Raw genomic sequence first — 14139 nt, 5'->3', positions numbered from 1 at the left:
CTTATTTATTAAATCGATCATTTCATAAAGAATTCACTAATGAATTCGTGGATCTGCCTCACCACCGCCGCTAGCATATAACGCCTCGTAACAGGTTCGTCGCATGATTATGGTATTAATTAAATATAATATTCTCGCCTGACCTTGCCTGTGCGAAATAAAGACCGTCAATGTTCTCTGCTGCACGCAGAATAACTGATGCGTCACCGAACCAATGAAACAAATGGATATTGCTTCATGTTAATTCGATCTCGCACGCTCACTGGGCTGCTGTTTATCACGCTGGCGGGCACCTCATCCGCCGGGGCCGCGCAATTGGCCACTTCGGCTCACCAGACGGAGCAGGATAAAGCCCGTCAGGAGGCACTGACGCCGCAGCAACAGGATTTTCAGTCTTCACAACAGCGCGTGACGCCGCAGGGTATCCCTTTTCCTGAGGAAACGCATTGCAAATTGATCAACCGGGTCGATATCAATTCCGATAACCAGACGCTTACCCGCCAGTTGCTGGCTAAAACGGCGCAACAGGCGCAGGGGCGCTGTCTGGGCGGCGAAGGGATTCGTCTGCTGGCGTATACCTTGCAAAATGAGCTGATCGCGCAAGGCTACATCACCTCGCTGATTGATGTGCCCTCTCAGTCGCTGGATCAAGGTATTCTCAGGCTGACACTGCATTACGGCAGAGTGGGCGCTATCGACTATGCCGATGGCTCAGACACCACCCGCCTGTGGAATTCACTGCCAACCTCATCCGGCACGATCCTGCGCTTAAGCGACCTTGAACAGGGCATGGCCAATCTGCAGCGTCTGCCCGGGGCTACGGCGCATATGAAACTGCTGCCGGGCCAGCACGAAGGGGAAAGCGATATCCAGATTGCCCGCAGCCTGGAGAAAAAATGGCAGCTTGGCGCCTGGCTTGACGACGCCGGCAGCAAAGCCAGCGGTCGCTACCAGGCCGGCGGGGCCCTCTACCTTTACGACCTGACCACTCTCAACGATATCCTGTATCTTTCCGGCGGGGGCGATATTGAGTTCAATCAGCATAACGACGGCAACCACAACGGCAGCTTGTATTACTCCATTCCCTTTGGCTACTGGACACTAAGCGCTTACGGGGCATACAGCCAGTATCGCCAGCAGTTTAACGGCAACTGGTCGACGATGGACTATAAGAGTAAAAATCGCTACTACAGCGCCACGCTGAGTCGTCTGCTCTCCCACACACGGCAACAAAAAACCACCGCCGACCTGCGGATCGCCAAGAGTACCTCGCATTATTACTTCGGCGGCAGTGAGCTACAGGTGATGCGCAAGCAGAACCCCTCATGGGAATTGACCCTCAACCACCAGCACTACTTTAACAAAAAGATTGTCGATGCCAGTATCGGTATACAGCGCAGCCTGCCGTGGCTCAGTTCAACAACCACCCCGGAAGAAAAAGCCGGGCTGTACAGCCCACTGTCGCGGATCGTCCATGGCAATCTGCAGGCGATGATGAAATTTGACGCCACCGGCGACAAATTTACCTGGGCTCCGCGAGTGAGCGCGCAGTTCAGCCCGGACAAACTCGCTTCCGATAATAAATTCAATATTGGCAGTCGCTGGAGCGTGCGCGGTTTTGACGGTGAAAACAGCCTGTCCGGCAATCAGGGATGGTACTGGCGCAACGATTTTATCTGGGATCTGCCCAGCAGCGAGCGGCAATTCTATCTGGGCGCGGATGTGGGTCGCCTTATTGGCGCCGATCTGTATCAAAAAGGCAAAGTCCTTTCCGGCGCCGTCAGCGGCCTGCGCGGCGAGCTATGGTCAACGCAATACGATCTGTTTATTAGCACCCCGCTCAGTAAACCAGATAAGTTTCATAGCGACGCTCTGAATATGGGCTTTTCATTACAGTGGAGGTATTAATTCAATCATTATCGATTCTTTCAGCTACGTTGTTTATTAATCTTAATTTAAAGGAATAAATAAAATGTTTAAGTTTAAAGCTTCTTATGTCGCGCTCGCGGCAGTATTAACCTCGTCGGTGGTCTATGCCGACCCGACCAGCTATACGCATTCGTCCGGCGCCACGGTTATCGATATTGAAAAACCGAACGCCGCCGGGGTCTCCCATAATCTGTATCGCGACTTCAACGTTGGCGCCAATGGCACCGTCCTCAATAACAGCGCCGATGATGTCAAACACGACACGCTGGGCAATATTGCCAGAAACAACAACCTGACGGCCGGCAGCGCCTCGGTGATTCTGAACGAAGTCACCTCCAAAAACGCCAGTAGCCTGAAGGGCTTTATTGAAGTCAACGGCCAGAAAGCGGACGTGGTGATCGCCAACCCGAACGGCATCACCTGCTCAGGCTGTAGCTTTGTCAATACCAACAAGGCCATCCTGACCACCGGTAAAGTCAACATGACCAGCGACGGCGCCATCGGCAGCTATACCGTAACGGGCGGCACCCTCACCATCGGCGAAAATGGCATGAACGCCGCTAACGGCTACGCGGTTCTGCTCGCCGACGCGATTAAGATTAACGGTAAAGTACAGGCCAATAATGCCCTGGTCAGCGCAGGTCGCTTCACCATGGATAACAGCTCTGGCGCGATAACCTCTGCAGGTAAACAAGCGACGCTTATCGAAATGACGATCAACCCGCAGTACAGCATCGACGTCAGCAGCCTTGGCGGCATCACCGCCAACAGCATCAGCATGGTCGGCAACAACATCGGCTTTGGCGTACGTAACCAGGGCTCCATTGTCGCTAACAGCACGCTGCAGCTCACCAGCAACGGTAACCTGCTGAACAAAGGGACAATAACGGGCAAAGGTTTGCTGAGCCAGGTTTCCACCGCCACGGGGATCACCAATGACGGCAGCATCGCCGGCGCTTATTACTTAATGCTTTCCAGTGGGAGCTCTATCGTCAATACTGGATCGCTCACCGGCGGCCAGCTGATTGCCTCCGCCAACAGTAACATCACGAGCTTTAAATCCGGTTCGATCACCGGCACCAACGGTTTAACGCTGACCAGCGGCGGGAAAATCAGCAACGAGGAAAAATCCTCATTGCTGTCAAATAACCAGATTTCCATCACGGCGATGGGCGATTTCTTCAATGAAGGCAAAATCAGCGCCAAAAATACCAGCCTGACGTTTGTTGGCGACAGCTTTAAAAACACCGGCAACATTAACTCTACCGGCCAAACCACCATTCAGTCGCTTAAGCAGGATGGCAGCGCAAACAGCGGGGAAATCTATAACCTCGGTAATATCACCGGCGAAAATATCAACCTGCAGACCAACGGTACGCTGGCGCAAAGCACCAGCGGTCGCATGGAAGCCACCAATGCCATTACCGCCCACAGCTACTGGCTGAATCAAAATGGTTATATGAAGGCGGCCGATATCACCACCGATCATGGCGTGGTAAGCAACAATGGCACTATCAATGCAAAGAATATTTCAATCACGACCTACTCAGATATCACCAACGAAGGGCAGATCAGCAGCACCGGCGACCTGACCTTAAATACCAAAAATAAAGGCGCGATCTACAACTATTCCACCCTCAGCGCGGGCGGCAATATGACGTTAACCGCCACCAAAGTGGTCAATGGTGGTAAAAGTTGCGGCATACTGGGCCTGGCGAAATGCGGCGTCGGGACCTTAACCGCCGATAAACTGGTACTCAACTCATCGCAGAAATATGTTAGCGACATGGGTGGGAAACAGTATTTCAAGAGCACCGAAGTCAACACCGTGAAATAAGACAAACCACGATGCGCGCAGCCTCGCGCATCGTTTTCGCACCGCTTAGGGTTCGAAGGGCCGACGCTGGAACTGATCGTGGCCACACTTCGGACAGCGCGGCAGCACGTCCGGGGTATACACTGCCAGGTGATAGTGGCACTTCTCGCAGACCAGATTGCCCAGGCCGACCACCTCACCGCTGTGGTACACGCCGTGGTGATTCAAATCCTGAAAGACTTCGCGCCACTCGAGCTGCGTTTTGTCGGTGATATCAGCCAGTTCCTGCCACAGGCTCTCTTTGATCACCCGCATAAACACGCTGTCGCTCTCGTCTTCATGACTCTCTTCGTAGCTGCGGGCAAACTCCTCGAGATCGCGTTTTACTGCCGCAATCACCGACTCGATCTCGCTCTGCGTGAGATCGCCGGCGCGGGCGATTTTTTCCCGCGCCTGTGTCACCAGCGCGTCGATATCGCGCTCTCCATGGCGGAGCCGTTCGCTGAGCGAGGAGACCAGTTCACGGTAATATTGAGCAACCTTGTTCATCATTTCGCCTCCGGTGTGGTTAACGTCTTCTGATAATAGACCTTATTCCTCTCCCGCTGTGTCTGACAAGCCACAGAGTCGCGAAATAATCAGCGCGGCTTTTGCCGATGTTAATGTGCGAAAGGCTGTTTTGACGGGGGCGTTTGGGCTATGCTATGCCGATCTGAAATAACACATCCATTGGCTACATTTTGTAGCTGTATTGAAAACAGGACCACTGGCTGCCATGCAAGAGCAATACCGCCCGGAAGAGATAGAATCGAAAGTCCAGCTTCACTGGGACGAAAATCGTACATTTGAAGTAACTGAAGACGAGAGCAAAGAGAAGTATTACTGCCTGTCGATGCTTCCTTATCCTTCTGGTCGACTACACATGGGTCACGTGCGTAACTACACCATCGGCGACGTGATTGCCCGCTACCAGCGTATGCTGGGCAAAAACGTCCTGCAGCCGATTGGCTGGGATGCGTTTGGTCTGCCGGCGGAAGGCGCGGCAGTGAAAAACAACACCGCGCCAGCACCGTGGACCTACGACAACATCGCCTACATGAAAAACCAGCTCAAAATGCTGGGTTTTGGCTATGACTGGAGCCGCGAGCTGGCGACCTGCACCCCGGAATACTACCGCTGGGAGCAGAAGTTCTTCACCGAGCTGTACAAAAAAGGGCTGGTATACAAGAAAACCTCCGCGGTGAACTGGTGCCCGAACGACCAGACCGTACTGGCCAACGAACAGGTTATCGACGGCTGCTGCTGGCGCTGCGATACCAAAGTCGAGCGTAAAGAGATCCCGCAGTGGTTTATTAAAATCACCGCCTACGCCGATGAACTGCTGAACGATCTGGATAAACTGGATCACTGGCCAGACACCGTAAAGACCATGCAGCGCAACTGGATCGGCCGTTCCGAAGGGGTGGAAATCTCCTTTGACGTCAACAACTACGCCGATAAGCTGACCGTCTACACCACCCGTCCGGACACCTTTATGGGCTGCACCTACCTGGCTGTCGCGGCGGGTCACCCGCTGGCGCAGCAGGCTGCAGCGAACAATCCGGCGCTGGCTGCCTTTATCGACGAATGCCGTAATACCAAAGTAGCCGAAGCCGACATGGCGACGATGGAGAAAAAAGGCGTCGATACCGGGTTTAAAGCCATTCACCCGCTGACCGGCGAAGAAATTCCTGTCTGGGCGGCAAACTTCGTGCTGATGGAATACGGCACCGGCGCGGTCATGGCCGTTCCGGGTCACGACCAGCGTGACTATGAGTTCGCCAGCAAGTACGGTCTGAACATCAAGCCGGTTATCCTCGCCGCTGACGGCAGCGAGCCGGATCTCTCCGCGCAGGCGCTGACCGAGAAAGGCGTCCTGTTTAACTCCGGCGAGTTCAGCGGCCTCGATTATGAAGCCGGCTTCAACGCCATTGCCGACAAACTGGCAGCCATGGGCGTAGGCGAGCGTAAAATTAACTACCGTCTGCGTGACTGGGGTGTGTCCCGTCAACGCTACTGGGGTGCGCCGATCCCGATGGTGACCCTGGAAGATGGCACCGTGCTGCCGACCCCGGAAGATCAACTGCCGGTGATCCTGCCGGAAGATGTGGTCATGGACGGCATCACCAGCCCGATCAAAGCCGATCCTGAATGGGCGAAGACCACCGTTAACGGTCAGCCGGCGCTGCGTGAAACCGACACCTTTGACACCTTTATGGAATCCTCCTGGTACTATGCGCGCTACACCTGCCCGCAGTATCAGGAAGGGATGCTGGATTCGAAAGCGGCCAACTACTGGCTGCCGGTAGATATCTACATCGGCGGTATCGAACACGCCATCATGCACCTGCTCTACTTCCGCTTCTTCCACAAGCTGATGCGCGACGCGGGCATGGTCAACTCCGATGAGCCGGCGAAGCAGCTGCTGTGCCAGGGCATGGTGCTGGCTGACGCCTTCTACTATGTAGGCGAAAACGGCGAACGTAACTGGGTTTCCCCGGTTGACGCCATCGTTGAGCGCGACGAAAAAGGCCGCATCGTGAAAGCGAAAGACGCGGCAGGCCATGAGCTGGTGTACACCGGCATGAGCAAGATGTCCAAGTCGAAAAACAACGGCATCGACCCGCAGGTGATGGTTGAGCGTTATGGCGCGGATACCGTGCGTCTGTTCATGATGTTTGCGTCCCCGGCGGATATGACCCTCGAGTGGCAGGAATCTGGCGTTGAAGGGGCTAACCGCTTCCTGAAACGCGTCTGGAAACTGGTCTACGAGCACACCACCAAAGGGGACGTTGCGGCATTGAACGTGGCGGCGCTGAGTGAAGCTCAGAAAGCGCTGCGTCGCGATATTCACAAAACGATCGCCAAAGTGACCGATGACATCGGCCGTCGTCAGACCTTCAACACCGCCATCGCGGCGATCATGGAGCTGATGAACAAGCTGGCGAAAGCGCCGCAGGAAGACGAACAGGATCGTGCCCTGATGCAGGAAGCGCTGCTGGCGGTGGTGCGTATGCTGAACCCGTTCACCCCGCACGCCAGCTTCACCCTGTGGCGCGAGCTGAACGGCGAAGGCGATATCGACAACGCGCCGTGGCCGGTGGCGGATGAAAGCGCGATGGTGGAAGACAGCACCCTCGTCGTCGTCCAGGTCAATGGCAAAGTTCGTGGTAAAATTACCGTTGCGGTAGATGCAACTGAAGAGCAGGTCCGCGAGCGTGCCGGCCAGGAGCATCTGGTCGCGAAATATCTCGACGGTAAAACCGTGCGTAAAGTGATTTACGTTCCGGGTAAACTGCTCAATCTGGTCGTTGGCTAAGCGCGGGAGGAAGCGTGCGATATCTGGTAACAATGTTGTTATCCCTGGCGGTGCTTGTCACCGCCGGCTGTGGCTGGCATCTGCGTAGCACTACGAAGGTGCCCACCACCATGAAAACCATGATTCTTCAGTCGAGCGATCCGAACGGACCGTTAAGTCGCGCGGTACGTAATCAGCTGCGTCTTAATGGCGTGGACCTGATCGACGCCAGCACGCTGCGTAAAGATGTTCCTTCTCTGCGCCTCGATGGTTCGTCGATTCAGAAAGATACCGCCTCGGTGTTCCAGGATGGTCGTACCGCGGAATATCAGATGGTCATGACCGTTCATGCCAGCGTCCTGATCCCGGGTCACGATATCTATCCGATTACCACCAAGGTCTATCGTTCGTTCTTCGATAACCCGCAGGCGGCGTTAGCGAAAGACGCCGAGCAGGATATGATTATCCAGGAAATGTACGACAAAGCGGCGGAACAGCTGATTCGTAAGCTGCCGAGCGTGCAGGTTGCAGATGTTGAAGCAACCCAGCAGGAAGAGAAACCGGTCGCCGGCAGCACGGCACCAGCTTCCTCGGGTAACCGCGTATCCACCACTCTGGGTCAATGATGATTCGGTTGTACCCGGAACAACTCCGCGCGCAGCTCACTGAAGGGCTGCGCGCGGCCTATCTGCTGCTTGGCAACGATCCCCTGCTGTTGCAGGAAAGCCAGGACGCCATTCGCGAAGCCGCTGCCGCCCAGGGCTTTACCGAGCACCACACCTTCACCATCGATAACAGTACCGACTGGCAGGCGATTTTCGCGTTAAGCCAGGCGTTGAGTCTGTTCTCCAGCCGGCAAACGCTGCTGCTAATCCTGCCGGAAAACGGCCCTAACGCGGCGATCAACGAACAGCTGGCGACCCTGATCGGCCTGCTGCACGACGACCTGCTGCTGATAGTTCGCGGGAATAAGCTGACCAAAGCCCAGGAGAATGCCGCGTGGCTTACCGCCCTGGCGCAGCGGGCCGTCCAGGTCAGTTGCCAGACGCCGGAATACGCGCAGCTGCCGCGCTGGCTGGCCGCCCGGGCCAAACAGCATCAGCTGCAGCTCGACGACGCGGCCAGTCAGCTGCTGTGCTACTGTTACGAAGGTAATCTGCTGGCGCTGGCGCAGGCGCTGGAGCGTCTGGCGCTGCTCTGGCCGGACGGTAAGCTGACCCTGCCCCGGGTTGAGCAGGCGGTAAACGATGCCGCCCACTTTACCCCTTACCATTGGGTCGATGCGCTACTGGCAGGCAAAAGCAAGCGCGTGCTGCATGTTCTGCAACAGCTCCGCCTTGAAGGCTGCGAGCCGGCGATCCTGCTGCGTACGCTACAGCGGGAGCTGCTGCTGCTGGTCACGCTCAAACGCCAGTCGACGCACACGCCGCTGCGCTCGCTGTTTGATAAACATCGGGTCTGGCAAAACCGCCGTCAGCTGCTCAGCGATGCCCTCGCCCGACTGAGCGGGGAACAGTTGCGCCAGGCGGTGACCCTCCTGACCCGCGCGGAACTGACCTTTAAACAGGATTACGGGCACGACGTCTGGCCCGAACTGGAAAGTCTTTCGTTGTTGCTCTGCCACAAAGCCCTGGCGGACGTTTTTATTGATGGTTGATATGACTCAGTTACAGGCAATCTATGGCGGCACCTTCGATCCGGTGCATTATGGTCACCTCAAGCCGGTCGAGATCCTGGCGAATCAGATTGGCCTGAGCAAGGTCATCATCATGCCTAACAACGTCCCGCCGCACCGTCCCCAGCCGGAAGCCACCAGCGCCCAGCGCGTGCACATGCTGAAGCTGGCGATTGCCGATAAACCGCTGTTCACGCTCGACGAACGCGAACTGCGGCGCGATACCCCCTCCTGGACGGCGCAAACGCTGCAGGAGTGGCGCCAGGAGCAGGGGCCGCGCAAACCGCTGGCGTTTATCATCGGCCAGGATTCGCTGCTCACCTTCCCCACCTGGCACCGCTATGAAACCATCCTTGATAACGTTCATCTGATCGTCTGCCGCCGCCCGGGTTACCCGCTGACCATGGCGCACGACGCGGATCAGCAGTGGCTGGACCGTCACTTAACCCACGACGTAGAGCGCCTGCATAACCGCCCCGCCGGGGCCATCTACCTGGCGGAGACGCCGTGGTTCGATATCTCGGCGACGATTATCCGCCAGCGCCTCGAGCGCGGGGAATCCTGCGCCGAGATGCTGCCGGCCACCGTGCTGGACTACATCCGCGAGCAGGGACTCTATTGCTGACCCCGGACTGGGCCCGACGCTAAAAAAGCGCTATCGTAGCGCCACGTCTCCACCGCCTGTCTGAGCATCATCATGAAATTATGGTTAGTTCGCCACGGCGAAACCGAAGCCAACGTTGCCGGGTTATACAGCGGCCACGCCCCCACTCCTCTGACGCCGCGCGGCGTCGCCCAGGCGCGAGCGCTCGGCGAACGGCTGCGGGCAGTACCTTTCGACAAAGTCATCTGTAGCGAGCTGGCGAGAACCGGGACAACGGCCGATCTGCTGCTTGGCGATCGCCATATCCCGCGTGAGTGCCATGCCACGCTCAATGAAATGTTTTTCGGCGACTGGGAGATGCGTCATCATCGCGACCTTCAGCGAGAGGATGCGGAAAACTATGCCGCGTGGTGTGCTGACTGGCAGCACGTGGCCCCCACCAACGGCGAAAGCTTTCAGAATTTTGCCCGCCGCGTCAGCGAATTCACCACAACGCTGGCCGACTACCGCCATCTTGACCACCTGCTGATTGTCGGCCATCAGGGCGTCCTGAGCCTGCTGACGGCCCTGCTGTTGCAGATGCCCGCGGCGGCGATGTGGCATTTCCCGATTGCCCATGGCGCCTGGAGCCTCCTCGATATGCGCGACGATTTCACCACCCTGCGCGTATTAAATAGCCAGGCCGTCTGGCAGCCGCAAGAAGAATTCCCGCCAGACCATTGACAGGCCAGAGCAGGCTGCTATTCTCCGCTGCCGGGCAGCATCCGCCACAGCATGTTTGCAGAAATTGTTTTACAAAAATGGCGATGCAATCCGCGGCGAGGGATGGGATGATACCCCGCCACGAACGCCTGCCGACAGACATTTCACCCGACTTTTTCATCAGTTCAGGTATACTGTCAGGCTCTTTATCATTATCAATCTTCATGCACCCAGGGGGAACACTTGCAGGGTAAAGCACTCCAGGATTTTGTTATCGACAAAATTGATGACCTGAAAGGTCAGGACATCGTCGCCATTGATGTACATGGCAAATCCAGCATCACCGATTGCATGATTATCTGCACCGGCACCTCTACCCGTCACGTGATGTCCATCGCTGACCACGTGGTTCAGGAATCCCGCGCCGCCGGCATGCTGCCGCTGGGCGTTGAAGGGGAAGCCGCCGCCGACTGGATCGTCGTCGACCTCGGCGACGTGATGGTTCACGTCATGCAGGAAGAGAGCCGTCGTCTGTACGAGCTGGAAAAACTCTGGAGTTAATGCGTGAAGTTGCAGCTGGTGGCCGTTGGCACCAAAATGCCGGACTGGGTACAGACCGGCTTTAGCGAGTATCTGCGCCGTTTTCCCAAAGATATGCCGTTTGAACTGGTGGAGATCCCCGCCGGTAAACGCGGCAAGAACGCCGATATCAAGCGCATCCTCGAAAAAGAGGGTGAGATGATGTTGGCCGCTGCCGGTAAGAACCGTATCGTGACCCTGGATATTCCGGGAAAACCATGGGATACGCCGCAGCTGGCGCGCGAACTGGAACGCTGGAAACAGGACGGGCGCGACGTCAGTTTGCTGGTAGGCGGCCCGGAAGGCCTCTCTCCAGCCTGTAAAGCAGCGGCGGAACAGAGTTGGTCGCTCTCCACCCTCACCTTACCTCACCCGCTGGTGCGCGTACTGGTGGCCGAGAGTCTGTATCGGGCGTGGAGCATTACCACCAACCACCCGTACCACCGTGAGTAATGATGATCAGGGTAGACTAAGCAGCGAATGAAATTACAGAATTCTTTCCGCGACTATACGGCTGAATCCTCGCTGTTCGTGCGCCGGGCGCTGGTCGCTTTTTTGGGGATTTTGCTGCTTACCGGCGTTCTGGTCGCCAACCTGTACAATGTGCAAATCGTTCGCTTCAATGATTATCAGACGCGTTCGAACGAAAACCGCATCAAGCTGGTACCGATCCCGCCGAGCCGCGGCATTATTTACGATCGCAACGGCACCCCGCTGGCGCTTAACCGCACCATTTATCAGCTGGAGATGATGCCGGAGAAAGTCGATAACGTGCAGCAGACGCTGGATGCGCTGCGTGACGTCGTCGATTTAACCGACGATGATATCGCCGGCTTCAAAAAGGAGCGCGCACGCTCCCATCGCTTTACCTCGATTCCGGTAAAGGTCAACCTCAGTGAAGTGCAGGTTGCCCGCTTTGCCGTCAACCAGTACCGCTTTCCCGGCGTGGAAGTCAAAGGCTACAAGCGTCGTTATTATCCCTATAACTCGGCGCTGACGCACGTCATTGGCTACGTCTCAAAAATTAACGATAAAGACGTCGACCGCCTCGACAAAGAAGGCAAGCTGGCTAACTACGCCTCAACCCACGACATCGGTAAGCTGGGTATTGAGCGTTATTATGAGGATGTCCTGCACGGTCAGACCGGCTACGAAGAGGTTGAAGTGAACAACCGCGGCCGCGTCATTCGACAACTGAAAGAGGTGCCGCCGCAGGCCGGACGCGATATCTACCTCACTCTCGATCTCAAGCTGCAGCAGTATATCGAAACCCTGCTGGCCGGTAGCCGTGCCGCCGTGGTGGTCACCGATCCGCGTACCGGCGCCGTTCTGGCACTGGTATCTACGCCAAGCTATGACCCGAACCTGTTCGTCGACGGCATCTCCAGTAAAGATTACTCCGGTCTGCTCAACGATCCGAACACGCCGCTGGTCAACCGCGCGACGCAGGGGGTCTACCCGCCGGCGTCAACGGTAAAACCGTACGTCGCCGTCTCGGCGCTGAGCGCCGGGGTGATCACCCGCAATACCAGCCTGTTCGACCCAGGCTGGTGGCAGCTGCCTGGCTCCGATAAACGCTATCGTGACTGGAAAAAATGGGGCCACGGCCACCTGAACGTCACCAAAGCGCTGGAGGAGTCTGCGGATACCTATTTCTATCAGGTCGCCTATGACATGGGTATCGATCGCCTCTCTGAGTGGATGAGCAAGTTTGGCTACGGCCACTACACCGGTATCGACCTTTCTGAAGAGCGCTCGGGCAACATGCCAACCCGCGAATGGAAGCTCAAGCGCTTCAAGAAACCCTGGTACCAGGGGGACACCATTCCGGTGGGCATCGGTCAGGGGTACTGGACTGCCACCCCCATCCAGATGAACAAGGCGCTGATGATCCTGATTAACGACGGGGTGGTGAAAGTGCCGCACCTGCTGCAAAGCACCGTGGAAGACGGCAAGCCCGTTCCGTGGGTTCAGCCGCATGAGCCGCCGGTGGGCGACATCCATTCCGGCTACTGGGAAATCGCCAAAGACGGCATGTTCGGCGTGGCCAACCGCGGCAACGGCACCGCGCACAAATATTTCGCCAGCGCGCCGTATAAGATCGCGGCCAAGTCCGGTACCGCCCAGGTGTTCGGCCTGAAGGCCAACGAAACCTATAACGCGCACCGCATCTCTGAACGTCTGCGCGACCATAAACTGATGACGGCGTTTGCGCCTTATAACAACCCTCAGGTTGCCGTGGCGATGATCCTGGAAAACGGCGGCGCCGGCCCGGCGGTCGGCACCATTATGCGACAAATCCTTGATCACATTATGCTGGGCGATAACAACACCACGCTGCCAAGCGAAAACCCGGCGGTCACCGCAGGGGAGGATCAATAATGACGGATAATCCGAACAAAAAATCGCTGTGGGATAAAATCCATCTTGACCCCACCATGCTGCTGATCCTGCTGGCGCTACTGACCTATAGTGCGCTGGTTATCTGGAGCGCCAGCGGTCAGGACGTCGGCATGATGGAACGTAAAATCGGCCAGATCGCCATGGGCGTGGTGATCATGATCGTCATGGCGCAGATCCCACCGCGGGTCTATGAAGGCTGGGCGCCCTATCTTTATATTTTCTGTATTATTCTGCTGGTGGCCGTTGATGCTTTCGGCGCTATCTCCAAAGGGGCGCAGCGCTGGCTGGATCTCGGTATCGTCCGCTTTCAGCCGTCGGAGATAGCGAAAATCGCCGTGCCGCTGATGGTCGCGCGCTTTATTAACCGCGACGTCTGTCCGCCGTCGCTGAAGAACACCGCGATTGCGCTGGTGCTGATCTTCCTGCCGACCCTGCTGGTGGCAGCGCAGCCCGACCTCGGCACCTCGATTCTGATCGCCCTCTCCGGGCTGTTTGTGCTGTTCCTTTCCGGTCTAAGCTGGCGTCTTATCGGGATCGCCGTGGTGCTGGTCGCCGCCTTTATTCCGATCCTGTGGTTCTTCCTGATGCATGACTATCAGCGCCAGCGCGTGATGATGCTCCTCGACCCGGAAACTGACCCGCTGGGCGCCGGCTATCACATTATTCAGTCTAAAATTGCCATTGGCTCCGGCGGTCTGCGCGGCAAAGGCTGGCTGCACGGCACGCAGTCGCAGCTGGAGTTCCTGCCGGAACGCCACACCGACTTTATCTTCGCCGTGCTGGCCGAAGAGCTGGGGCTGATTGGTGTGCTGATCCTGCTGGCGCTCTATATTCTGCTGATCATGCGCGGGCTGTGGATCGCCGCCCAGGCGCAAACCACCTTTGGCCGGGTCATGGCCGGTGGTTTAATGTTGATTTTATTCGTTTATGTCTTCGTAAATATTGGTATGGTGAGTGGTATTTTACCGGTGGTGGGCGTACCGTTGCCGCTGGTGAGCTACGGGGGCTCCGCCCTGATCGTATTGATGGCCGGGTTTGGTATCGTGATGTCGATCCATACCCACAGAAAAATGTTGTCGAAAAGCGTTTAAAGG

Annotated in this window: 12 protein-coding genes; 11 read left to right on the top strand and 1 reads right to left on the bottom strand. The window is 56.7% G+C overall.

Translation table 11 applies throughout. From position 1 onward, the window contains the following. Positions 1-237 precede the first annotated feature (237 nt). Together A1WC_RS18630 and A1WC_RS18635 are read left to right on the top strand one after the other, a co-directional pair. Positions 238-1908: a ShlB/FhaC/HecB family hemolysin secretion/activation protein gene (locus tag A1WC_RS18630; protein WP_016160492.1), complete on the top strand. Its 1671-nt coding sequence runs from the start codon at positions 238-240 to the stop codon at positions 1906-1908. 64 nt (positions 1909-1972) lie between these two features. Then, complete coding sequence (locus tag A1WC_RS18635) at positions 1973-3766, top strand: filamentous hemagglutinin N-terminal domain-containing protein (protein ID WP_016160491.1); 1794 nt, start codon at positions 1973-1975, stop codon at positions 3764-3766. A 45-nt stretch (positions 3767-3811) separates the two neighbouring features. Here A1WC_RS18635 and A1WC_RS18640 read toward each other — a convergent pair whose 3' ends face one another. Further along, positions 3812-4294: a zinc ribbon-containing protein gene (locus A1WC_RS18640; protein WP_032691348.1), complete on the bottom strand. Its 483-nt coding sequence runs from the start codon at positions 4292-4294 to the stop codon at positions 3812-3814. A 226-nt stretch (positions 4295-4520) separates the two neighbouring features. Between A1WC_RS18640 and leuS the strand changes: the two genes are divergently transcribed. From leuS to mrdB, 9 genes are all read left to right on the top strand, one after another. Further along, complete coding sequence (gene leuS / locus A1WC_RS18645; RefSeq protein WP_016160490.1) at positions 4521-7103, top strand: leucine--tRNA ligase; 2583 nt, start codon at positions 4521-4523, stop codon at positions 7101-7103. 14 nt (positions 7104-7117) lie between these two features. Next, entirely contained in the window at positions 7118-7708 is a 591-nt protein-coding gene (gene lptE / locus A1WC_RS18650; RefSeq protein ID WP_008805640.1) for an LPS assembly lipoprotein LptE, read from the top strand. Further along, entirely contained in the window at positions 7708-8739 is a 1032-nt protein-coding gene (gene holA, locus A1WC_RS18655) for a DNA polymerase III subunit delta (RefSeq protein ID WP_032691138.1), read from the top strand. The genes lptE and holA overlap by 1 nt, the downstream gene beginning before the upstream one ends. Then, positions 8732-9382 (top strand): nicotinate-nucleotide adenylyltransferase, encoded by a 651-nt coding sequence (gene nadD / locus A1WC_RS18660; RefSeq protein WP_012968700.1) that lies wholly within the window; start codon positions 8732-8734, stop codon positions 9380-9382. Before holA ends, nadD begins: the two co-directional genes overlap by 8 nt. Positions 9383-9454: 72 nt before the next feature. Next, a complete protein-coding gene (locus A1WC_RS18665; protein WP_016160489.1) occupies positions 9455-10084 on the top strand; it encodes an adenosylcobalamin/alpha-ribazole phosphatase in 630 nt (209 codons plus the stop codon). Positions 10085-10306: 222 nt separating this feature from the next. Then, positions 10307-10624: a ribosome silencing factor gene (rsfS, locus tag A1WC_RS18670; RefSeq protein ID WP_002894623.1), complete on the top strand. Its 318-nt coding sequence runs from the start codon at positions 10307-10309 to the stop codon at positions 10622-10624. A 3-nt stretch (positions 10625-10627) separates the two neighbouring features. Continuing rightward, positions 10628-11095, top strand: coding sequence for a 23S rRNA (pseudouridine(1915)-N(3))-methyltransferase RlmH (gene rlmH, locus A1WC_RS18675; protein ID WP_002894620.1), 468 nt, complete (start codon positions 10628-10630; stop codon positions 11093-11095). A gap of 27 nt (positions 11096-11122) precedes the next feature. Next, positions 11123-13024 carry a peptidoglycan DD-transpeptidase MrdA gene (gene mrdA, locus A1WC_RS18680; protein WP_008805636.1) on the top strand — a complete coding sequence of 634 codons (1902 nt, stop codon included), beginning with the start codon at positions 11123-11125 and terminating at the stop codon, positions 13022-13024. Beyond that, on the top strand, positions 13024-14136 hold the full coding sequence (mrdB, locus tag A1WC_RS18685) for a peptidoglycan glycosyltransferase MrdB (RefSeq protein ID WP_008805635.1): 1113 nt from the start codon (positions 13024-13026) through the stop codon (positions 14134-14136). The genes mrdA and mrdB overlap by 1 nt, the downstream gene beginning before the upstream one ends. Positions 14137-14139: the final 3 nt, after the last annotated feature.

Origin of the sequence: Klebsiella sp. KTE92 (assembly GCF_000398905.1) — a bacterium.
In the GTDB taxonomy this organism is placed as follows: domain Bacteria; phylum Pseudomonadota; class Gammaproteobacteria; order Enterobacterales; family Enterobacteriaceae; genus Klebsiella; species Klebsiella variicola.
The sequence above is the reverse complement of the archived record's forward strand: the minus strand, read 5'-3'. Positions and strand labels throughout refer to the sequence as shown.